This is a genomic window from Streptomyces sp. NPDC041108 (assembly GCF_055592645.1).
This window is the reverse complement of the sequence record NZ_JBVIYK010000008.1, coordinates 155801-176926: the sequence shown is the minus strand read 5'-3', so window position 1 is coordinate 176926 and position 21126 is coordinate 155801. Positions and strand designations below refer to the sequence as shown.

Below are 21126 nucleotides of genomic sequence, written 5' to 3'. Positions count from 1 at the left end.
CCATGGCCGGTAGCCGCCGGAAGAGGTCCGCCGAGGCCGTCGATGCCTTCGAGGCCATCGAGCCGCCCCGCAACGCCGAACTGGTCCTCGGCGTGCTGGCCGTGACGGCCCTGGTGGAGGCCCTCGGTGTGCTGTCCCGGTCCGAGGTGTGGCTGCTCGGGCTGCTGGTGTTCCTGCCGGGGACGGCGTCGGCACTGTGCACGGTCCGGCAGACGGCGTTCGTCGCCGCGTGGACCACGCTCGTCGTCACCACCACGGCCGTGGTGCGCAACGTCGACGCGGACCGCTGGCTCGACCGGCTCCTGCTGGTGCTGCTCACCCTCACCCTGGGCGTCGCCTCGGTGTACGCCTGTCACCGGAGGATCAGACGCGAGGCGGAGATGTTCCGGCTGCGCTCCACGGCCGCGGCCATGCAGCGGCACATCCTGCACCCCCTCCCCCTGCTCACCGACGACGTCCTGGTCAACGGCGTGTACGAGCCCCTCCAGGAGGACCGTCTCGTCGGCGGCGACATCTACGACGTCGTCGCCTCGCCCTGGGGGACGCGGGTGCTGATCGGGGACGTCCAGGGCAAGGGCCTGGCCGCCGTGGGCGCCGCGTTCGCCGTCATCGGCACCTTCCGTGAGGCGGCCCACCGCGAGCCCACGCTCACCGCGCTCGCCGACGCCCTGGACGCGGCCGTGGTCCGCCACAACTCCTACGCCGAGAACACCGGCGACGACGAACGCTTCGTCACCGCCCTCGTGATCGGCGTCGACGCGCTCACCGAGGAGGCCCAGGCCGTCAACTGCGGGCACATCCTCCCGCATGTGATGCACGAGGGCACGGTCACCACGGCCGAACTCGACTCCGGTGTCCCGCTCGGGCTGGCCGAGCTGGCGGTCGAACCCACCACCGTGGGCTGGTTCCCGTTCCCGGACGGCGCGACGCTGCTGCTGAGCACCGACGGCCTCACCGAGACCCGCGCCGCCGACGGCACGTTCTACCCGGTCGACGAACGCCTCGCGGAGCACCTCGACCTCTCCCCCACCGACCTGCCCCGGGCCCTGTACGAGGACGCACGGGCGTACGCGGGCAGCGGCGGCCGGCACGACGACGTCGCCGTCCTGACGGTCCGTCGCTCTCCACGCCACTGAACGAGCACCGAAAGGGATTTCCCCAGCACCCCACGGTCGGGCGTGGACGCACACATGCTCGACGGTCACGATGCGCAGGTCGAGCACCCTCGCCGGGCTCGCCACCGCCGAGGAGCGGGTGATCTCCAGCCTGACCCGGCCCAACGGGTCCGGCACCATGTGGGCCCCGGAGTTCCATCTCCTGGACGGGCCGAACGGCAAGCGCCGGTACTTCTACTACACGGCCGGCCGGGAGCCGTTCGACCGCGGCACCCAGCGCGTCCACGTCCTGGAGAGCGCCGGCCCGGACCGGATGGGCCCCTAATTTCAAGGCCGACCTGCTCGACCCGACACAGGACAACACCTGGGAGCTGGACCCCGGCATCCTGCAGCTCGACGGCAAGCTGTACCTGCCGGGCACGTTCTGCAACGGCCTTGACCGCACCATCGGGCGAATAATCGTACCGTTTCCTCCCGATCGTCCCAAACCGCTTGCCGGGTACGGGCCCCCTGCCCATCCTTGAGCGGTGATGGAAGAGCAGGCGCACACCGGACCCGACCTCCCGACGACACTGCACAGGCTCGTCGACGAACTGGGCCGGGTCCGGGCGCTCGGGCTGCTGCGGCTGCACGAGGCACGGCTGGAGACGCTGGCGGCGTGCGCCGCGGACCGGCCGCCCGGTGCCGAGCCGTCCGCACCGGGGGGCCGCGTGGAGCCGGAGGCGGTGGAACGCCTGCTGCACGCCGTACTGATGGGCCTCGACGGGGAGTTGCTGCGCGAGGCCGCCCTGCATTCGTTCGGTCTAGCCCCCGGCACCCGCGACCTGTCGGGCAAGGAGCGCCGGGAGCGGGCGGCCCATGTGTACGGGGTGGGGGCGGAGAGGTTCCGCAAGCACCAGGAGAAGCTGATGCTCCAACAGGTGGCCCGTGCCGTCATGAACTTCGAGGGCCACCGGGCCGCGCCCGTCCCGGACTCCCGGGAGAGCATCCGGGAGAGCCCCGCGGACTGTGACGTCGTTCCCGTCCGCGCGGGACGCCATGTGTTACGGACCGCGTTCTCCCACGGGGACGTCCTGCTCACCCTGCATGTGGCGCCCATCGAGCTGGTGACGGGCGTGGACGTCCTGGTGTCCTCGGAGAACATCTACTTCGAGATGTCGAAGACGTTCCGGCGGACGGTCTCCGGCAGCCTGCGGCGGGCGGGGGCCACGAAGGACGCCGTCGGACGGATCACGGACGACGTGATAGCGCGCCAACTCGCCGACTGGGTACGGAACTTCGGGGTGCCCGGCCTCCCGGTGGCGGCGGGCACGGTCGCCGTGACCTCACCGGGGGCGCTGGCCGCGCAGGGGGTGCGGCGGATCCTGCACGCGGCGGTCGCCACGCCCTCGGCGACGGGCGACGGGTACGAGACCGCGCCCGCGGCCGTCGCGGCGGCCGTCCGGCGCGTCTTCCAGCTGGCGGCTGCCGAGCGGCGTGCGGGCCGCGCCCCCCTGCGGTCCGTCGCTCTCCCTCTGCTCGGGGCGGGCCGGGGCGGCCTCGACGCGCGGACCAGCGCCGAGACCGTCGTCGGAACGCTGGAGCAGGTGCTGCGGGCCGACCCCGACTGGTCGGTGCATCTGGTGACCCGCAATCCGCACAGTGCCCGTGCGGTGATCGACGTGCTGAGCGACCGGCGGCCCTGACTTTCCCGGAGTGTGCGACGGACGGGACGGAAGAGCACGGTATTCGAATTCTCTCGCCCCGTGGAACTCGAATACCGTGCTTTCTTCCTGCCGCATTCCCCCGTGATTTGCCGCGGCCTTTCGAGCAGAAGTATGCACGAGTGGCGTCCGGGATCGGAACCCGTTCCGCCGATCCCCGGGGAGAATCCGGAAAGCTACCGGTTCCCGCCCGGAAAACGCCCGGCCGGAACCCCGCGAGAGCGCGCGGGGCGGTGTCAGGACCCGATTCCCGGCAGCCGGTCCACGGACCCGATCTCGACGTGGTACTCCTCCAGGGTCTCGGCCAGCCAGCGCAGGCCGTCCTCGTCGTCGAGGACCCTCGGGGGCTCCTCGGTCACCGTGAGCAGGTCGCTCTCCGCCGCGGAGCCGAACAGGACCAGGGACTCGTGGGGGCCGTCCAGGCGCGAGCGCCAGACGAAGCCGTCCGCCCAGTCCGCCTCGGCCCGCAGCCAGTGCCCCCAGCGCCGGGTGAACGCGTACTCCGTCGGGTCGGACTCCACGAGCCACCAGTCGCTCTGCTGCACCGCGTTGAGGTGGAGGATGCTGCACAGGGAGACCAGCTCGACGTCGCGGGTGAGCCGGACCTGGGACAGCAGCCTGCCCTCCAGTTCCTTCCTCAGCAGGATCCGGGAGTTGCCGAGGCCGTCGAAGCGCAGGGTGCGGACGAACCTCTCGATGATCGCGGTCTCGGGCCTGGGAGCCGCGTACAGGTACGCGTAGGCATCGTTCGGGGTGCTGTCGAAGCGGCCGCCGCCGAAGTGATGGTCCTGCGGCTCCGGGTTGAAGCGGTCCGCCGCGCGGCGGACCGAGTGCACCCGGTAGAACACCTCGCCCGCCCTGCGCACCGTCCTGCGGGCGTCGGCCGCGCCCTTCTCGGGAAGTTTCGCTCCACGGGCCATGTCAGTAGTCCTCCCCCACCACGCTCGCGGCGGCGAGCAGTTGATCGTCCAGCCCCGCGCCGAGCAGCGTCGCCGGCACGGCGTCCAGCCACGGATTGGGCCCCAGCCACCAGTCGGCCACCCCCCAGGGGTCGGCCGCTGCGCCCAGCATCGCGTTGATGGCGAGCACCAGGGAGCGGGGGTGGCCCTCCCCGTCGAACTGGAACGCGGGCAGCCGCTCGGGCCCCTGGGACGCGCGCAGCCGGATCAGTTCGGGATGCTCGGCCGCGACCCCGAAGATCTCCGTCAGGTCCGTGACCGTCAGGGCGGGCTCGGCCAGCAGCCGGTCACGGGCCGAGGCCCACCGCACCCCGGGGGCCGGCGCGGGCCCGGCGGGAGAAGCGGTGGTGCGGGCGCCTGCGGACGGGCCGCCCGTACCGCCCGTACCGCCCGGCGCGAAGCGTTCCAGCAGGACGTCGTGCGGGGGCCGCCGGGCGAGCGACGAGGAGGTGTACCGCCGGCCCACCGCGCTCCCCTCGTCGTCCGGCAGCGCCGCGCGCAGATGGGCGGCGACGGCGCGCGCGATCCCCCGCGCGCGCTGCTCGCCGCCGCCCTCGGCGACGAGGTCGAGCAGAACGTCGAGCTGTTCCCGGTCGGCCGGGGAGAGCTTTTCCCGGATCGACTGTGGTTCCGACACGAGTGCCGCGATGAGTTGCTGCTCGTAATCATCCATTCGTTCCCCTCCTCCGATCCGGAATCCGGATTACGGCCGTACGCTAGTGAGCTACGATCCCCTTGGCAATTCAGAAGCCGGTACGGGGACATTCCCCGGCGCGGGCGGGGGGTTTTCGTGTACACCGGGAATCAGGGTTTCGATGATCAGTCCGATGAATCCGGGATGCCAGATCGTTTCGCTCGGATCGACGTCGTCGTACAACTCCTCGAAGCCGCCGAGGACGCCCTCGGGCAGGAGGACGGGGGGCACGTCGTGGACCTCGTCGACGAGGTGGAGCGGATGCTGGCGGAGCTGTCCTGCGCCCCCGCCGGGCCGGCCGAACGGCGTCTGCTGCTCGGCATGTCCGCCGACGCGGCCCGGGTCCGCTACGCCCACGGGCAGGCACCCCAGGATCTCGACGACACGATCGCGCGGCTGGACACCGTCCACGCGCTGACCGTCGAGGCGTTCACGTCCCCCGGGCCGGAGGGCCCGCCCGACCACGGTGATCTGGTCCTGGTCCGCCGCGAACTCGCCCTCGACCTCGCGGAGCGCTGGCGCACGGCCGAGGACGGCCCCCGGCGGTCGGCCGACGCCGACCGGGTCGTCGACCTGCTCGGCCCGATCCTCGACGGACCGGACGCGCGGTGTCTGCCGGATCCCGCCCAGTGCCGCGCGGTGCTGGGCCTGGTCCTCTCGGACCGCTGCAGATGCGCCGAACACGACAGCCCCGAACGGCTCGCGGACCGCCGCGCGGCCCTCGGGCATCTGCGGTCGGCGCACGACAGCGACGACCTCGACGCGGACCTGCGCCCCGCCGTGGCCTTCGACCTCGCGTTACTGTCCTATCTCGAACTGGGCGACCGCCACCGGGCGTCCGACCGTCCGGCCGGATCCCCGGACCCCGCACCGGAGTTCACCGCCCTGCTGACCCTCCTGCGGCCCCTGTCGGCCGACCCCGGACCGGCCGGCGCCGACGCGGCCGAGCTGGGCGCGGACGTGTGCGACGCGCTCACGCAGTACGGCACCGGTCGGCGGGGCCTGTCCACGGCCGTGGAGTGGTACCGGACGGCCCTCACCCATCCCTCACTGCCCGAGGAGGCCGCCCACCGGATCGCGACGAACCTGGGGCTCGCCCTCGCGGAGCGCTCCGAACTCAACCGCGCGGCCCCTCGTCCCGACGACCCCGCACCGGCCGTCGACCGCGCCGAGGCGCTGGCCCTGTGGGAGGCGGCACGGACCCGGCTCTCCTGCGCCGCGGACCCCGGCCGTACCGGGGCGGACCCGGAGGCCGCGGCCGAGGCGCGGGCGGACCTGGTGGCCTGTCTGGCGGGGATCGTCGACCTGCTCTGGATCGAGCTGTCGGACGAGCTGCTGGACGAGGACGGCATCGGCCGCCTCACCGTCCGGGCCCGTGAGCTCGCCGCCCTCATCGGCCCGGACGACACCGACCGGGCCGAGCTGGTGCTGAAGACCGCGATCGTCCTGACCCGGCGGGTGATCGACCGCGGCACGCCCAACGCGTACGACCTCAGCAACAACGCCCTCCTCACGGGCGCGGCAGATCCGTCCCTGGCCCTGGACCGTACGGTGCCGCGCATCGTGACGGACCTCCGCGAGGCCATCGACCTCCTGCGCACCGGCACCGGTCTCTACCACCACCAGGACGAACTCCACCTCGGCGCCCAGTGTCTGCTGGGCGTCGCGCTGCTCCTCGACTTCGCCTGCGCGCTGCCCCAGGTCCGGCACGCGTCCCTGCGCGAGGCCCTGCGCGTTCTGCGCGTGGTGCTGGAACGCGCGCCCGCCGACAGCGAGTTCCGCGACGAGAACCTCAACGGGTCGTTCCTCACCGCCATGCTGTACCGCGTCTGGTACACCGACCCGTTCGCCGTTCCCCAGGGCCCGGGCGGTCCGCCCCTCCCGGACGTCAGCGGGTTCCCCACCGTCGAGGACGATCTGCACCTGCTGGCCGGGCTGCTGGACCCCGCCACCCTGGAACGGGAACCGCACTTCGTCTTCGTGTCCGTCATGGTGGACTTCCTGCGGTCACCGGACGGCACGCCCTCCGCGGCCGACTGCCGTACGTGGACGGGCCAGTTGCTGCGGGCCGCCCCGCGGCTTGAACCCGAGGCGTGGGCGCTCAGGGCGACGATGCTGGCGGTCGCCGGCACCCTGGGACTCGTGCTCGTCACACGGGGCGAGGCTACCGGCGCTGAGCGGACCGCCGCCCTGGGGGCGCTGCGGCAGGCCCAGGCCGCGCTGCCGCCCGGCTCCGCGATGCGCCGGCACATCGAGGAGGCGTTGCGGCAGGGCGCGGTGGCCGATTTCCGGGCACTGCTGGGCACCCTCTTCCCAGCCGCCGCGCACCGCCGCCGGCCGGCCGAGCCGCCGGGGCCCCGGCCGCAGGAGCCCGCCCCCGCCGACCCGTTGGACGACGAGGGCACGCTCGCCGCGCCCACCATCGACCCCTCCGCGACGATCCTGCTCGGGGACGGCTCCCCCGACCCGTTCGCCGTACCCCTCGGCCGGGTCGCCGAGATCCTGTCCGGCGGCCCGGAGCCGGCGAGTCCCGTCGAGGCCGCCGCGCGCTCCCTGGCGCACCACCGCCGCTGGCTGCGGGAACGGGACGGGCAGGACCTGACCCGGGCCATCACCCTCGTACGGCACGCCCTTGATGTTCTCGGCGGTGCGGCGCCGGACGGCGCACGGCGGGCGGGCCCCGCCTCCCCGGCCCTCGCCGACCGGTGCGCCGAGTTCCTGGCCCGTCTCCTCCTCGACCGGCATGTGCTGCTCGGCGACCACGCCGATCTCGACGCCGCCGTCCACGAGTACGACCTGCTGCTGGACCGCACTCCGGACCGTCTCACCCGGCCGCCGCTGCACACCGTGCTGGCGCAGGCGGGCGACCCCCGGGTTCCCCCGCACCTGTTCCGCGTCGGGGAACCGGCGGATCGCGCTCCCTTCCGGGCCGAGCTGCTGGCCGCCGCCGGACCGGCATGGCTGCTGCTCGCGCGGTCCCGGCGGCGTCACTCCACGACGCTGGCCGGCAATGCCGTGCGGGCCTGGGAGGAGGCCCGGCGCGCCCTGCCCCCGGACCATCCGAGCGTGCCGGCCGTCCGGGCCGAACTGGCCGCGCACGCCCTGCGGCAGGCACGGGAGGCGGGTGACACGGCGGCCGTCCGGGCCGGCGTCGACGCCCTCGTCGAGGCCGCGGCCGGCTGCCCGGCCGAAAGTCCGCACCGCCCCGCGCTGTGCCTGCGCGCGGCGGCGGCCCTGGCGCGGCCGGGTGACGCCGACGGCGGACCGGACGACGGCGACACCGCCGGGCCGGGCCGGGTTGACGCACTCGGCCAGGGCATCGCTCTGCTGCGGGACGCGGCGGAACGGGGCCCGCACGAGTTCCACGGGTCGCGCGGACGGTGCCTGTACGGGCTGGGCAGTCTCCTGCTGGCCCGGCATCTGGTCACCGGGCGCCCCGAGGACCTGACGGAGTCGGTCACCGTACTGCGGGAGGCGTGGGCGGTGCTCAACGTGAGCCCCGGCGACCCCTTCGCCATCGCGCTCATCCGGACCATCGCCCTCGCTCATCGCGCCTTCGGTCCCGGGGACGACCGTCACCGGCGGCAGTCACGGGAGACGGCCCGGTCCGCGCTGACCGGCTACGGCCGCTCCGTCCTGCTGCAGTCGGGCGCGGACCACGGGCTGGAGGCCGCGCGGGCGATCGCGCCCGACATGCTGCGGCTGGTCCGCTGGAGTCTCGCCGACGGCCTGCCCGAGTCGGCCTTCGAAGCGCTCGAACTCGGCCGCGGGCTGGTGCTCAACGCCGCGACGATGAACGTGACCGTCCCCGATCTGCTCCGGGACGCCGGCCGGCCCGCGCTGGCCGACGAATGGGTACGGGCCGCCGCCGTCGGCGGCGGCCGGCTCGGCGAGGTACCGGACGACCTGCGGGGCCGGGTGCTGGAGGCGCTGGCGGGCAGCGCCGCGGAGAAGCGGCTCCTGTCCGCGCCGGGCCCGGCCCTGCTCGGCCGGACCCTGCGCCGGCTGGGGACCGATGTGCTGGCCTACCTCGTCCCCGGTGAGGACGGGGCGCCCGGCCACGCGGTCCTCGTCACGGCGACCGGGGTGGTCAGCTCCCTGCGGCTGCCGAAGCTGACCTCCGTGTCCACCGGGCCCGTCGGCGCGTACGCCGCCTCCCTGGAGGCGTTCCAGAAGGCGGGCCGGCTGGAGCCGCCGGCGGCGCACCACCCGCTGGTCATGCACGAGCTGCACCGGAAGCGTCTGCTGCGGCTGGAGAAGGAGTGGCGGCAGGCACTGCAGCGGCTGTGCGCGTGGGCGGGCGAGGCCGCGATGGCGCCGCTCCTGGCGACGGCCGAGACCTGGTGGCCGGGCCGGGCCCCACGCGTCGTCCTCGCGCCCGTCGGCCCCCTCGGCATCGTCCCCTGGCACGCGGCGCGCTGCCCGGCGCCCGCTCACGGCGAGGCCGGCGGGCGGGCCGCCAAGGACGGCGGGCACGCCTGCGAGCGGGCCGTCATCTCCTACTGTGCCAGCGCCCGCCAGCTCATCGAGGTGGCCGCCCGCCCCGCCGCCGTCCTGGGCGGGGGCGCCGTGGCCGTCGTCGTGGACCCGGACGGTTCGGCGACGATGCACCGGGAGGCGGCGTTGGTCACGTCCCTCCATCCGGAGGTCACCGTGATCGGCGGCATGGGAGAGGACGGTGGCGCCCCGGGAGGCCCCGGGCGTGGCCGGCAGCCGGCGCCGTTGCCGCCCGAACCCCGGTCGCTGGAACGCTTCCTGCCGGGCCGGGGTTCCGCGCCGACGGCGCTCCTGCACGTCAACTGTCACGCGGACACCGGCCCGACCTCGAACGACTCCGTCCTCAAACTGGACGCCACGCACACGGTGTCGGTGCAGGATCTGCTGACCGGGGCCGCCGGCCGCGATCCGGGGATGCCCGGCGGCACGGTCCTGCTGGCCAACTGCACCAGCGACCTGACCCTGAGCGACCACGACGAGGCGCTCACCCTGGCCACGGCCTTCCTGGGCGTGGGCGCCACGGCGGTCGTCGGTTCCCGCTGGGCCGTCGCCGACGACCCCCGGACCACGCTGCTGGTGCTGCTCGTCCACCACCACATGAAGCGGGGCGTGCCGCCGAGGGACGCCCTGCGCGCGGCCCAGTTGTGGATGCTGGACCCGGGCCGGGTCCTGCCCGCCGAGCTGGCCGAGTGCGCGCCGCTGGCCGCGGACACCGCGCACGGTCCGCTGGACGAGCTGGAGGTCTGGGCGTCGTTCACCCATCACGGCCAGTGAGCCGGCCGCCGTCACCCGACCGGACGTCCCGCGCCCCCGGGGCCCGTCATGGACCGGGGTCGTCGACTCCCAGATCGCGGCGCATGGTGTGCCGCATGTCCGAGAGCAGCGTCCACGCCGACCGCATCTCCGGTTCGAACGCGTCCAGCGTCGTGGCGTCACCGGAGGGGTCGGCGAGGGCCTTCTTCAGCGTGCCGTAACCCCTGTTGAGCTGTCGGCTGACGGTGCCCGCGGCGGCGAGCACGGCCGTCGGCACGATCATCTGGGCCTCGGCGTGGCTCTCCCGGTGGGCACTGCGGCGCTCGTCCAGCTGTTGCAGACACGCGTCGACGCCCGTGCCCTCCTTGAGCGCGTGCCACAGGTTGACCTGGGCGGTCTGGTACTGCCGGGCGGCGGTGTTGAGCGCGATGCAGCAGGCGCGTCGCAGGTCGAGCAGTTCGCGTCCCCGGGCCGCCGACAGCTCGGCCTGGCGCACGCGTTCGGCGTGGGCGCGGTCCTCTCCCTGCTGCCGGGCCAGGGTCTGGAGTTCCAGGCGCTTGGTGCGGTCGGCCCGGCTCTGGGTCAGCAGCGCGGCGCCCAGTGTGCCCACGACTCCGACGGCGGCGACCGCCAGCGCCACCCATGCGTCCCCCACCCCGTGCCCCCTCGGCTGTCCGTGCCGGTCAGGTGTCCCCGAGGACGACCACCCTGCGGGGCGTGCCCGCGCCGGCCGGGGCGGTGGGGGCGGCGGACCGGCCGGCGGGCACGGCACGTTCCCGGCCCCAGGCGCGGATCTCCTCGATCTGCTCGGGGTTGCTGCGGCTGAGGGGTGCGGTGTTGGCGAAGGTGTCCTCGACGAACGCGGGGTTCAGTCGGTCCGCGCCGCCGCCCAGCAGGACCTCGGCGCCGACGTCGTGGAGGGCCGACTCGATGTCGGAGCCGGCGAAGCCCTCGGAGAGTTCCACCAGCCGGTCGAGCTGGTCCGGGTGGGGTTCGGCCTTGACGTAGCGCCGGTAGTAGAGGGCGATGATCTCCCTGCGGTCCTGGTCGTCCGGCAGGTCCACGAAGAACAGTTCGTCGAAGCGCCCCTTGCGCAGCAACTCGGGCGGCAGACTGCGTACGTCGTTGGCGGTGGCGACCACGAAGACGCGGGAGTCCGACTCCTGCAGCCAGAACAGGAACTGCCCGATGATGCGCTGCTGGACGCCGGAGCTGTCGTGGGCGCCGGCCAGTCCCTTCTCGATCTCGTCGATCCACAGGATGCACGGCGCGACCCGGTCGGCGGCGTCGAGCGCCTCCCGCATCCGTCCCTCGGACTCGCCCAGGTAACGGCCGTGAATGCTGGCCATGTCCAGTCGGTAGAGCGGAAGCTGCCACTGCTGGGCGATGGCCTTGGCCGACAGGGACTTGCCGCAGCCGGGGACTCCGACGAGCAGGACACCGCGCGGCGGGCGCAGTTGGGTGCCTCTCAGGTCGGTGTGGATGAGCCGGTGTTTGCGCTCCAGCCAGCCACGCAGACTGGTGAGCCCGCCGACGGAGTAGTCGACGTCCTTGCGGGCGACGCGTTCGAGTCCGGCGAGGTTGTTGAAGATGCGGTCCTTGGAACTGGCGAGGGCCAGCACGTCGTCGGCCTCCACCGATCCCTTCGCGATGAGCGTGGCCAGGAGGTTCACCGCCTCGCCCTCGGTGACTCCCTGGAGGAACTCGGCGGCCCGGCGGGCGTCGTGCTCGGTCCAGGCGATGGCGACCACGCCCCGGTGGTCGCCGAGGAAGCCGCTGATGGTCGCGTACATCTCGTCGGCGTTCGGCAGGTCCAGCTGCAGGCTCATGCCCAGTCGTTGCAGACCGCTCCAGATGGGGTTGTCGGTGATGAGGACGACGCATCCGGAGTGGGCGTCGGCGATCCGGGCGAGTTCGGCGACGTTACGGGTGAAGGGTGTGTCGGATTCCAGCTCCCCGGGGTCGACCAGGACGAGCGTGGCGTGCGGGCGGGCGGCGAACTGGGCGGCGGCGAAGTCCATGGCACCGGTCAGCGACCGGTCCTCCAGGACGGCCGCTCCCGACCGCAGGTCGCGCAGACCGGTGGCCCTGGTGTGGATCCAGAACTGCTGGGAGGTGCGCCTGGGCTGGTTCGCGACCTCTTTGAGCATGCGCAGGGCGCGGGCCTGTTCGATGGTGCGCAGCCCGACGACGGGCACCCGTGCGGTGAGGTAGTTGTCCAGGTCGCGCTTGCTGTCGGAGTAGTTCGACATGGTGGGTTCTCCGTGGTGGCGTCAGTCGGGGGTGACGATGCGACGTCCGCCGGTCGGCTCGTACCAGCCGACGGGGGGCGGTGCGGTCGGCTCGGACAGCACTGCGGTGAGGGGGTTGTCGCGCAGGGTGCGGCGCCGGGTCTCGACGGCGTGGGGGTCCGCGCCCTCCGCGAGCAGTGACTGCACGCCCCGTTCGAGTTCGTCCTGGAGGCGGCGGGTGTGGTCGTCCATGAGGGCGGCCATGCGTTTGCGGAAGTCGGTGGGCAGGCTGGTGTGGGTGATGACGGAGCGGACGGAGCGCAGGACGTCGCGGCCGCGGGTGAGGGCGCGTCCGACGGAGAACTCGTCGGTGGCGTCGTTCACCTCACGGACCATCAGGTCGAGCCCGTGCTGCAGTCGCCGGTCGACGGCGGCGGCGATGCGGGTCAGCAGCCGTTGCCAGGTGTCGGCCGGCAGGCTGTCGGCGGACAGCGGCGGCAGGTGCAGGGGGTCGGTCTGTTCGCCGTCGGCCCAGCGGTCCAGGGTCCGGGCCCAGACCTGGTAGTCGCTCCCGCCTCCCCACCGGGCGCGGTTCACAGGCCCCCCGACGGTCGGCGCACGAGCTGTTCCCCCGGTGGCAGGGGGTCCCAGGCCGGGAGGTCGGTCACGGTCCGCCGCAGCCGCCGGGTGACGGGATCGGACGCCGGCCGGTCCGGCGGGCGCGGCGTGGCCGAGGCCCAGGGCGCGGGCTCGGCGGGCGGTGTGGTGGGGACGGGTCCCGGGGTGCCGTCGGAGTCGCGTTGATCGGGTACGACGGGAGGCTGCTGCGGTCTGGGGGGCGCCGCGAACGGCCGCAGGTGTTCCGGGATCTCGGGCCTGAGCCAGGGGGGAGTCGAGTCCGGGGCGAAGGGGAGATCGTCGCTCATGGTCGTTTCCTCTCTTGCCTGCTCAGTCGCCGGCGCCGACGACGCGGCCCTCGAAGGGGGAGGGGGCGCCGGTGGCGGTGTTCAGGGAGGCGATGAAGGTGCGGGCCTCGGCCTCCACGAAGTCGGCCGCCCAGTACTGCTGTTGCCAGTCCGTGAGTTCGGCGTGGGCGCCCCTGAGCCGCCCGATGGCCTCCGTCATGTGCCGGCTGAGCACTTCACGGGCCTGTTCCTGGGCGGTGCGCGCGGTGTCGGCGCGGTTGTGGAGGACGATGCCCCAGATGCCTCCGACGGCGAGGGCCGCGATGAGCGCGAACCCGACATGGACGCCGAGGAAGATCACGAGGATCGCGGTGACCGCCGCGCCGAGGAGGGCGAGGGAGGACCGGTAGTCGTAGCCGAGGGACTTGACGTACATGTCGACGTAGCCGCTCCAGTGCCGGGTCAGGGACGCCTCCAGGTCCGGCAGGTCGTCGGTGAGCGGCTTGGTCCAGGTGGTGAGCTTGAAGCGCTGGGTGCCCTGGCCGATGCCGTAGGTGTTGCGCAGCGAGATCTCGATCCTGGGCGGCACGGCGGCCCGGTAGTCGCGGCTGAATCCGGCGTGCGCCTGCGCGAACCACTCCTGGCAGGACGCGACGGCGACCCGTTGTGCCGCGGGCGAGGCGCCCACGGCCTCGGGGTCGAGGGCCGCGACCGACTGCACGCTGAGGTAGTTTCGGGTCTCCTCCAGCGCCTCGGAGCGCATGTCCGCTTCCTTGCGCGCGGCCTCCTCGTCCCCGTCGTGGCGCACGATGGCCTGGTTGAGCAGCAGTTCGCGCTGGAGGGGGAGTTCCTCCTCGTCCGAGTTGCGGACCAGGTTGTCGAGGATGTCGTCGACGGTGTCCTCCAGGTTGTGGGCCGGGAGGATCTCGCTCTCCATGAGGGTGCGGAACCGGCTGAGCAGCGCCTCGTGCGCGCGGGCGCGGGCGAGGACGTCGTCGAGCGCCGCCCACTGGGGGCACACCTCGGCCAGTCGCGGGAAGTCGGCGGCGGCCGACGGGGCGCGCATGGAGTCGATCTCCTGCCGCCAGCGTCCCGCCTGGGCCTCGCGTACGGCGTCGTCGTCGAGCAGGCGCTTGCGCCACTCCTCCAGCGTCCTGGCAAGGAGTTGGCGGCCCGGGGGTCCGAAGGCGCCCTGGGAGACGCATTCCAGGATGACCTGGAACTCCCGGCCGAGCACCCGGGGGTCCTGTTCCTCCAGATAGTGCCGCAGCCAGCGCAGGGAGGCGTCCTGGCGTCCCTGCCTGCGCAGGATCAGCGCGAAGAAGAGGGAGGTCTTCGACGTGGAGCGCCGGAACGCCTCCTCGACCGCCCGTGCGCACAGGGCCTCGTCGTCACCGGCCCAGGCCGCCAGCCCGACCAGGGCGGGGGCCAGCCAGTAGCGCGGCGTCTGGATCATCAGCTCCTCGCTGACCTGCCGGACCGTCTCCTCCTGGACGAGGCCGGTGTCGAACGCCTGGAGGATGCCGGTCGCGGTCCGGCGGACCACCTTGTGGTGCCCGTACTTGTGCTCGACCTCGTCGTTGATGCGGACGATCCGGGTCTCCGCGCGCTGGGCGGCGGCGATGCGCTCGGTTCTCCCGACGAACTCCAGGAACTTGTCGTAGAGGACCTCCAGGCGGTCCTTCGTCTGCGCCTGTACGGCCTTGACGTCGCGGACCTCACCGTCCACCTGCTCGATCTGGCCGCCGAGCGAGCGGACGGAGCGCTCCAGCTGGCGCTCCAGGTTGTTGATGTGGCTGAGGATGGGGCCGAGGTTGATCTCGCTCACGCGCGTCTCCGTTCGGTGCCGTGTCGTTCTCGTGCGGCGCGGTCCGCCGGCTCAGGGCCTGACGACACTGCCGTCGGGCAGCACGGGCAGGACCAGCCCGTCCGCGTACACCTCGACGAACGCGTACGCGTCCGAACGGGCCAGCATCCGGGCGGCGTCGAACGGCGGCGGCATCGTGTCGTGTGCCGTGCAGTGGCCCAGGATGCGTCCGTCGAGGCCGAGCCGGTGGTCCACGTAGGGGGAACCGAGCAGGCACGGCGCGACGAAGCCCACGGGGACCGGCGCCCCGCGGCCGGTGTACTGCTCGCACAGCCACGCGGCGATGTCCCGGACCGCGGCGTCGTCCACCGCGGCGTCCAACCGGCGCAGCCGCCCGAGGAGTTCGGGCGTGCGGGCGGCGAACATCTGCCGGGTTCCGAGGGGTCCGGGCGCCGGCGGCGCGGTGATCCGCGCGGCGCCCGGCGCGACGGACGTGCCCGGCGGCACGACGATGCGGCGAGGCCGCTCAACGGATCCCATGGATGCCCCCTGCTGACATGGACCGACCTGCGCCTCTTCGGTGACGCGCTGTATCCGAAGGGTATTGACGCCCCTTCCACAGCGCCCAAGTTGAGCGGTATCAATCGACAATGACCGTTTACTACCCGGATAAGTACCGGATAACGACCGGCTATCGCCCTGGCCTTCGCCCGCTCGCCCGGCCGGTGTCCGGGGGCGGGTCCTGGGCGAGCTGGTCGGCCAGGCGATGGGCCTGGGCCAGCAGCGTTCCGTAGGTCACGAGCGCGTCGGGGTCGTCGGCGACGGCGCCCGGCAGCCGCTGACGGAACTCGTCGAGCGTGCGGTGGAGTTCTCGGGCCGCCTCCCGCAACTCCGCCACGGCGGGCCCGTCGTGATCGCCCGGGGCGAAGCGGGTACGGCCGTACAGCCGGACGGCGTGTGCGGTGCGGCGCAGGAAGTCCGCGTAGGGGCGGGCGAGCACATCGGCCGGCCGGGCCGCCTTGCCGTCGTCCGCGGTCTCCCACACCGTGCGCGTGACGCCCGCGGTGTGGACGGCCACCTGGTCGAGCACGACCAGCGCGTCGGCGTACGCCTCGCCCGGGGCGGCGACGCCGTGCCTGCGACGGCCCCGGGGGTTGACGCGCATGCTCTCCCGGCTCCAGTCGATCGCCGACCGGGCCTGCTCGACCAGGCGGCCCAGGCGCAGCGAGCGTTCGTGCCACTCCCCCGCGTGGTGCCCGTTCCACTCGCCGTCGGCCAGCCCGTCCGCGACGGCGTCCAGGATCTCCCCGGCCTCGCGGGCGGCGTCCCGCAGCGCGGCGGCGGTGTCGCGCAGGTACACGGGCGGCCGCACCAGCGCGTTGACCGCGACGCCGACCAGTGCGCCGAAGACCGCCTCCGCGACGCGGGCCGCCGAGGCGGCGACGGTGACCTGACCGCCGGTCAGCACGAAGAGCGCGCCGGTGGCGGCGTACACGCCCTGACTGCCCAGCCGCTGCCACTGGCCCAGCAGCAGCACGGTCGGCAGGACCAGGGCCATCGTGACCATCGTGGTGTCCAGCACCAGCGCCACCCCCGTGGCCACCACCGTGCCCGCCGCGATCGCCGCGAGTTGCTGCAGCCCGTGCGCGAGCGACCGGTAGACCGTCGACTCCACCAGGACGACCGCCACCCACGGCGCCACGAACGCCATCGGTGCGCCGAGCCACCAGCCCGCCACCGCCCACGCCACCCAGGCGGCCAGCGCCGCCTTCGCGGCCTGCGCCACCAGATCCCGTTCCCGGCCCGGCTCCGTCCAGGCCCGCCGCAGCGTCGTCACGGCGGCCGCGCCGCGCCGCCGTACCTCCCGTACCGTCCTGTCGGTCCACTCCATGCTCCACCAAGTGCCACATCAGCGGCGGGACGCACTCCCCGACCGCGATGTCCCGACCTGCGGACACCGCACGGCGGTCGGGGAGGCGGCGCGGTGCGACGCCGGACGTGGCTCGGACCCGTCCGGGCGGGCAGGCGAAGGCGTGCCCGCACCGCGGCGGCTCGCGACGGGTGGGGTTCCTGCTGTTCACCGAGCACGAGGACCTGGGCGCCCTCAACCTCTGCTCTCGCGACCTCGGTGCGTTCACCGAGGTCAGCGAGCCGGCGGGCCGGCTGCTCGCCTCCCGTGCCACGGTCGCCTTCTCCGGTGCCCGCACCCACGCCCGGATGGAGCGGGCCGTCGCCACTCGCCACCTCATCGGCGAGGCCATGGGCACCCTGAGGGGCCTCCATGCCGGCGGGGACGAGGCCTTCGACGTGCTGCGCCGCTTCTCGCAGGAGAACGACATCACGCTTCGCGAGGTCGCCCGCCTCAGCTGCGAGCGGCGCGCGCTGTGAGGGCGTGCGGAGGGGGACGGCTCCTCCGGCACGTTGTCTGAACCAGAGAAGCCTGACCGGAGCGGCCCCCAGGGGAACGTCGCCGAATCCGGTCTGCCCACCAAGTCCCCCTGCCACGCCTCCCCACACCTGCTCGGTCCGACGGGCCCACCTGGGGAAGGACTCGCTCGGGCGTTTCCCCGGGCGCACGACGGAAACCCAGTGACCATGGCGTCCCCCGCCCGCAGGGCAAGGGACACGGGAGCAGCGGGGCGCGCTTCGCCGTGTCCGGGCTCGGCGCCGATCGGTGGGACCGTTTCCGGTGGCGACCGCAGGAGGTGATGGTCATGGCCGACGACGAACCGCGGGGCGACGGGGACGCCGCTCGGGAGACGGACGGGGAACGTGCCCGTGTCGCCCATGAACTCGTCGCCGCGGTGCGCGGGCTGCCTCCGCCCGAGGTGCCCGCCACGCTCTGCCGCACCTGCGTCACGCTGCTCCCCATGGCCTCGGGGCTGTCCGTCTCGGTCCTGGGGGACGGCTCTCAGCTGGGGGTGGTGCTGTGCGCGAGCGACAGCGTCGCCGCACGGCTGGCGGAGGTGCAGTACACCCTCGGCGAAGGCCCCTGCATGGAGGCCCCCCGCCTGCGCGCACCCGTGTTCGCGACGGACCTGACACGGATGCCGGACACCGGTCGTTGGCCGCTGTTCTCCGTGCAGGCGGCCCGGGCGGGAGCGCGGGCGGCGTTCTCGCTGCCGTTGACCGGCGCCGGGAGCGCCCTGGGCACCCTCGACCTGTACCGGGACACGCCGGGCCGGCCGAGCCGCGGCGAGGTCCGCACCGCCCGGCTGGTCGCCGACGCCGTCACGTTGGCGGTGATCGCACTGGATCACGCCTCTCCCGCCCCCGACGGAGTCGTGACGTGGCTGGCGGGAGCCGAGTCGGATCGGGAAGAGGTGCACCAGGCCACCGGGATGATCATGGTGCGGCTCGGCGTGAGCGCCGAGGAGGCGCTGCTGCGGGTACGGGCACGGGCCTTCACCGAAGGCCGGACATCCGTCGAGATGGCCCAGGCGATCATCGACCGCGCCCTGGACCTCCGCGAGGACTGACAGCCCCGCAGGGCGGCCTGCAGCTCGCGCCGGCCCGGGGTACTCGGTGACGCTCGCTTCGCCGCGTCGGCCGTCCGGGCCGGTGTCCGCTCAGGCGTCCTCCCCGGGACGGCCGTCGCCGAGGGGCCCCGCCCGGTGCGGGTCGACCCGCACTAGCAGCGCCAGCAGGGAGGCCACCGTGAGCCCGGCCTCGGCGGGGTGGCGCAGCTCGGCGCCCGACCGGATCTGGTAGGTGTTGCCGCGCCCCTCACGGGTGTGGGACAGGAAGCCGCTCTCTTCGAGGTCGGCGATGATCTTCTGGACGGCTCGCTCCGTGAGCCTGCACCGGGCGGCGATGTCGCGCACGCGCACGGTGCGATCCTCGGCGATGGCGGCCAGCACCCGTGCGTGGTTCGTGACGAACGTCCATCCCGCGTGCGCTTCCGGTGCTCCTGCCATGACCGTCACCCTACGCCTTTCCATTCACGTTTCCGAATACCTGAATCATAATTCCTGTATCACTTGACGTGCGTCTGTGGGGGAGTGAACCTGGCAGCGGAACAATTCGCGGAAGCGTTCCGAAGGAGAGGGACCATGTGGGAGCCCGCGCACCCCGCAGAGTCGGCAGGCGCCGGGACCATCCGCTGCGCGCCGGCGGCCGGGCCCACCGACGGACGGCGGTCGCCGACGCTCAGCCTGAGCAGCCGCCCCGACGGCGACCGGATCCTCGTCACGGTCCGCGGTGACCTGGAACTCGGCACGGACGACCAGTTGCAGCGCGGTCTGCGTGACGCGCTGGCCCGCTCCGCCGAGGGCATCGACCTGGACCTCGCCGGCGTCGGGTTCTGCGACTGCTCCGGGCTCAACGCCCTGCTCAGCATTCGCCGGGAAGCCCTGGAGCACGCGAAGACCGCCACCATCCGCAGCGTCAGCCGGGCCGCCCAGCGGGTGTTCTCGCTCACCGACACCCTGTCCCTGTTCAGCCCTCCGGGCGCCCCGGAGGACGGGGACGCGGACACGGGCGGCGCGGACACGGGCGGCACGGACACGGGCGGCACGGACACGGGCGGCACGGATCTCCTGGCGGACGGTCTTCGTGGTACGGGTGCCACGGCGTCCCCGGCCGACCGACGGGAGCCTGATCCCAGGGTCGAGGTCGTGCAGCTGCGGCGGGCGCTGGAGACCCGCGACACCATCGACCTGGCCCGCGGCATCCTCATGGCCGCCTTCGCCCTGAGCCCCGAGGAGGCGTGGAACGCCCTGGTCAGGACCTCCCAGAACACCAACACCAAGCTGCACCGGACGGCCCGGCAGCTCGTGGACTCGTGCACGGGCGCCCCCGTCCCCCCGTGCACGCGCGAACGGCTGGCCGCCGCCGTCGCCGAGGTCGTCGCCGAACGCGCCGAGCAGGCCCCCTCCCCGGACTGACCCCGGAGCCCTCCTCGTCACACCCGGCGACGTCGGGTACCCGGACGACGCAGACCTCGCGCACCCCACGTCCGGAGCGCACGGGAGTTCGACAAGCAGGCACCGCCGGGGCGGCCCGGCCCAGCCCGCCGAGATGGCGCCCGCCTATGTGTTCCTCGCCTCCGCGCGGGCGGATCTCATCACGGCGGAGATCCTCAACGCCACCGGCGGGACGCCCCTGCCCTGACACCTCGTCACGGCCTCCCCGGAAGCGGTGACACTGCCGCGAGGAGCGGTCCGGCCGTGCGCGCGGCGGCGCCGTTTACGCACTCGGCCGACGGGAACCCGGTGACGCACGAAGCGAGAAGAAACGATACGGGTTCCGAAAGAAGATGAGGCGTCGTGAGTACGCACACCGTCGAAAAGCTCGTCGTCCGCGAGAGCGGCTGGGCCAAGGCCCGGCGTCGGCGCGGGAAGGGTGTGCGCCTGTGCCTTCCCGCCCTCGTCGACAGGGACGGAGCCCGGGTGACGGAGCCCGGCGCGGATGCGCACATCGTCAGGGGTGACGACTGACGGCCGACCGGGTACGACGAGGGACCGGTACCGGACGGCGAGGGGCCGGGGGAGAACAGTCGGAACTGTTCTCCCCCGGCCCCTCGCCGTACCCGGTGCCGTACCCGGTGCGGCGTTCCCCGTCCCCCGGGTCCCCGGGCGGTACGGGTGTCAGTCGTCCTTCCCCCGGCCGCTCAGCGCGTCGCGCATGCGGTCCACGAGGCCCATGCCGGGGGCGAGCAGCTTGTTGGCCGGAGGCGTGTCGGGGGCCGCCGGGTGGGGCCGGGTCGGCGCCGTCTTCTTGGCCGTGCGGACCTTGTCGCCGAGGCTGTTCAGCGCGTCGGCCGAGCAGGACGCGCGCAGCCGGGGGAAGAGGTTCTCCTCCTCGTCCCGGATGTGCGACCTGATCTCGGTCATCAGCTGGGTGATCAACAGGTCGAAGTCGGGGTCGTCGACCTCGCACCGTTCCAGGGCCTTCAGGGTGCGCTCGGCCTCGGCGTGGTCCTCCAGTTCCCGGTCGGCGATCGCGTCGCCGTCCGGGACGTGCTCCCGGACGGCCGGGTAGAGGTACGCCTCCTCGGCGACCGAGTGACGCACCAGTTCGATGGTGACCTTGTCCGCGTACTCCTTGCGCCGGGGATCCCCGGACGGCAGGGCCTCGATCTTGCCGAACATCTCCTCCACCTCGCCGTGGTCCGTGGTCAGTTCGGCGATGACGTCTCCACCGTGTCCCATGTCCTTCGCTCCTCTCCTGAGTGCAACCCGTGCGCGTCCGTATGCGCATGGGTACCCGTCGGCCCGACAGGTCTTGCGATGCGACGCCGAGTACCCGCGAACGGCCCAGCCACGCGGCGCCGGGCCCCAAACGATCTCGGCGTACGGCAGGAAGTGCGTGTGCGGCGGGAGAAACGCCGCACGCGTCGGGTGACCGGGGCCGTGCGCGATGGCACGGCTGTTCCGGCCCGGTGTCAACGGCCACTCGTTCTGCGCCGGATCGATCCTGCTAGCCTCCGGGCGCGCCCCCGGCCCCGGCCGGAGTACCACC

Annotated in this window: 18 protein-coding genes and 2 pseudogenes; 9 read left to right on the top strand and 11 right to left on the bottom strand. The window is 73.4% G+C overall.

The window, feature by feature from the left end:
• The first annotated feature begins 2 nt into the window (after nucleotides 1-2).
• The 3 genes from ACZ6BB_RS23580 (at nucleotide 3) to ACZ6BB_RS23570 (ending at nucleotide 2800) form a co-directional block, all read left to right on the top strand.
• On the top strand, nucleotides 3-1136 hold the full coding sequence (locus ACZ6BB_RS23580) for a PP2C family protein-serine/threonine phosphatase (protein WP_471617145.1): 1134 nt from the start codon (nucleotides 3-5) through the stop codon (nucleotides 1134-1136).
• Between the two features lie 70 nt (nucleotides 1137-1206).
• Entirely contained in the window at nucleotides 1207-1440 is a 234-nt protein-coding gene (locus ACZ6BB_RS23575) for a hypothetical protein (RefSeq protein WP_471617144.1), read from the top strand.
• Nucleotides 1441-1645: 205 nt separating this feature from the next.
• Nucleotides 1646-2800 (top strand): macro domain-containing protein, encoded by a 1155-nt coding sequence (locus ACZ6BB_RS23570; RefSeq protein ID WP_471617337.1) that lies wholly within the window; start codon nucleotides 1646-1648, stop codon nucleotides 2798-2800.
• Between the two features lie 254 nt (nucleotides 2801-3054).
• Here the strand turns inward: ACZ6BB_RS23570 and ACZ6BB_RS23565 are convergent, their stop codons facing one another.
• The gene (locus ACZ6BB_RS23565) at nucleotides 3055-3738 is read right to left on the bottom strand and encodes an RES family NAD+ phosphorylase (RefSeq protein ID WP_471617143.1); all 684 of its coding nucleotides are present in this window, start codon (nucleotides 3736-3738) and stop codon (nucleotides 3055-3057) included.
• Nucleotide 3739: 1 nt separating this feature from the next.
• Nucleotides 3740-4450 (bottom strand): DUF3168 domain-containing protein, encoded by a 711-nt coding sequence (locus tag ACZ6BB_RS23560; RefSeq protein ID WP_471617142.1) that lies wholly within the window; start codon nucleotides 4448-4450, stop codon nucleotides 3740-3742.
• 165 nt (nucleotides 4451-4615) lie between these two features.
• Here ACZ6BB_RS23560 and ACZ6BB_RS23555 point away from each other — a divergent pair, with 165 nt between their 5' ends.
• Complete coding sequence (locus ACZ6BB_RS23555; RefSeq protein WP_471617141.1) at nucleotides 4616-9742, top strand: CHAT domain-containing protein; 5127 nt, start codon at nucleotides 4616-4618, stop codon at nucleotides 9740-9742.
• Nucleotides 9743-9788: 46 nt separating this feature from the next.
• On the opposite strand, the gene ACZ6BB_RS23550 is transcribed toward ACZ6BB_RS23555, so the two are convergent.
• The 7 genes from ACZ6BB_RS23550 to ACZ6BB_RS23520 form a co-directional block, all read right to left on the bottom strand.
• Nucleotides 9789-10376: a hypothetical protein gene (locus ACZ6BB_RS23550; RefSeq protein WP_471617140.1), complete on the bottom strand. Its 588-nt coding sequence runs from the start codon at nucleotides 10374-10376 to the stop codon at nucleotides 9789-9791.
• A gap of 28 nt (nucleotides 10377-10404) precedes the next feature.
• Nucleotides 10405-11973 (bottom strand): AAA family ATPase, encoded by a 1569-nt coding sequence (locus ACZ6BB_RS23545; RefSeq protein WP_471617139.1) that lies wholly within the window; start codon nucleotides 11971-11973, stop codon nucleotides 10405-10407.
• 21 nt (nucleotides 11974-11994) lie between these two features.
• Nucleotides 11995-12549, bottom strand: a complete 555-nt coding sequence (locus ACZ6BB_RS23540; protein ID WP_471617138.1) for a hypothetical protein — start codon at nucleotides 12547-12549, stop codon at nucleotides 11995-11997.
• Nucleotides 12546-12878, bottom strand: coding sequence for a hypothetical protein (locus tag ACZ6BB_RS23535; protein ID WP_471617137.1), 333 nt, complete (start codon nucleotides 12876-12878; stop codon nucleotides 12546-12548). Before ACZ6BB_RS23535 ends, ACZ6BB_RS23540 begins: the two co-directional genes overlap by 4 nt.
• Before the next feature lie 22 nt (nucleotides 12879-12900).
• Nucleotides 12901-14685, bottom strand: coding sequence for a hypothetical protein (locus ACZ6BB_RS23530; RefSeq protein WP_471617136.1), 1785 nt, complete (start codon nucleotides 14683-14685; stop codon nucleotides 12901-12903).
• A gap of 51 nt (nucleotides 14686-14736) precedes the next feature.
• The gene (locus ACZ6BB_RS23525; protein ID WP_471617135.1) at nucleotides 14737-15204 is read right to left on the bottom strand and encodes a hypothetical protein; all 468 of its coding nucleotides are present in this window, start codon (nucleotides 15202-15204) and stop codon (nucleotides 14737-14739) included.
• 151 nt (nucleotides 15205-15355) lie between these two features.
• Nucleotides 15356-16555, bottom strand: coding sequence for an FUSC family protein (locus ACZ6BB_RS23520; RefSeq protein WP_471617134.1), 1200 nt, complete (start codon nucleotides 16553-16555; stop codon nucleotides 15356-15358).
• Between the two features lie 170 nt (nucleotides 16556-16725).
• On the opposite strand from ACZ6BB_RS23520, the pseudogene ACZ6BB_RS23515 reads away from it, so the two are divergent.
• Nucleotides 16726-17052, top strand: a pseudogene (locus ACZ6BB_RS23515) (ANTAR domain-containing protein); the annotation flags it as partial.
• 326 nt (nucleotides 17053-17378) lie between these two features.
• A complete protein-coding gene (locus ACZ6BB_RS23510) occupies nucleotides 17379-18143 on the top strand; it encodes a GAF and ANTAR domain-containing protein (protein ID WP_471617133.1) in 765 nt (254 codons plus the stop codon).
• A 90-nt stretch (nucleotides 18144-18233) separates the two neighbouring features.
• Here ACZ6BB_RS23510 and ACZ6BB_RS23505 read toward each other — a convergent pair whose 3' ends face one another.
• On the bottom strand, nucleotides 18234-18581 hold the full coding sequence (locus ACZ6BB_RS23505) for a helix-turn-helix transcriptional regulator (RefSeq protein WP_471617132.1): 348 nt from the start codon (nucleotides 18579-18581) through the stop codon (nucleotides 18234-18236).
• A gap of 135 nt (nucleotides 18582-18716) precedes the next feature.
• Between ACZ6BB_RS23505 and ACZ6BB_RS23500 the strand changes: the two genes are divergently transcribed.
• From ACZ6BB_RS23500 to ACZ6BB_RS23490, 3 genes and pseudogenes are all read left to right on the top strand, one after another.
• The gene (locus ACZ6BB_RS23500; RefSeq protein ID WP_471617131.1) at nucleotides 18717-19550 is read left to right on the top strand and encodes an ANTAR domain-containing protein; all 834 of its coding nucleotides are present in this window, start codon (nucleotides 18717-18719) and stop codon (nucleotides 19548-19550) included.
• An 84-nt stretch (nucleotides 19551-19634) separates the two neighbouring features.
• A pseudogene (locus ACZ6BB_RS23495) lies at nucleotides 19635-19776 on the top strand (NAD(P)-dependent dehydrogenase); the annotation flags it as partial.
• A 155-nt stretch (nucleotides 19777-19931) separates the two neighbouring features.
• Nucleotides 19932-20102 (top strand): hypothetical protein, encoded by a 171-nt coding sequence (locus tag ACZ6BB_RS23490; RefSeq protein WP_471617130.1) that lies wholly within the window; start codon nucleotides 19932-19934, stop codon nucleotides 20100-20102.
• A 150-nt stretch (nucleotides 20103-20252) separates the two neighbouring features.
• Here the strand turns inward: ACZ6BB_RS23490 and ACZ6BB_RS23485 are convergent, their stop codons facing one another.
• A complete protein-coding gene (locus ACZ6BB_RS23485; RefSeq protein ID WP_471617129.1) occupies nucleotides 20253-20816 on the bottom strand; it encodes a hemerythrin domain-containing protein in 564 nt (187 codons plus the stop codon).
• Nucleotides 20817-21126 lie beyond the last annotated feature (310 nt).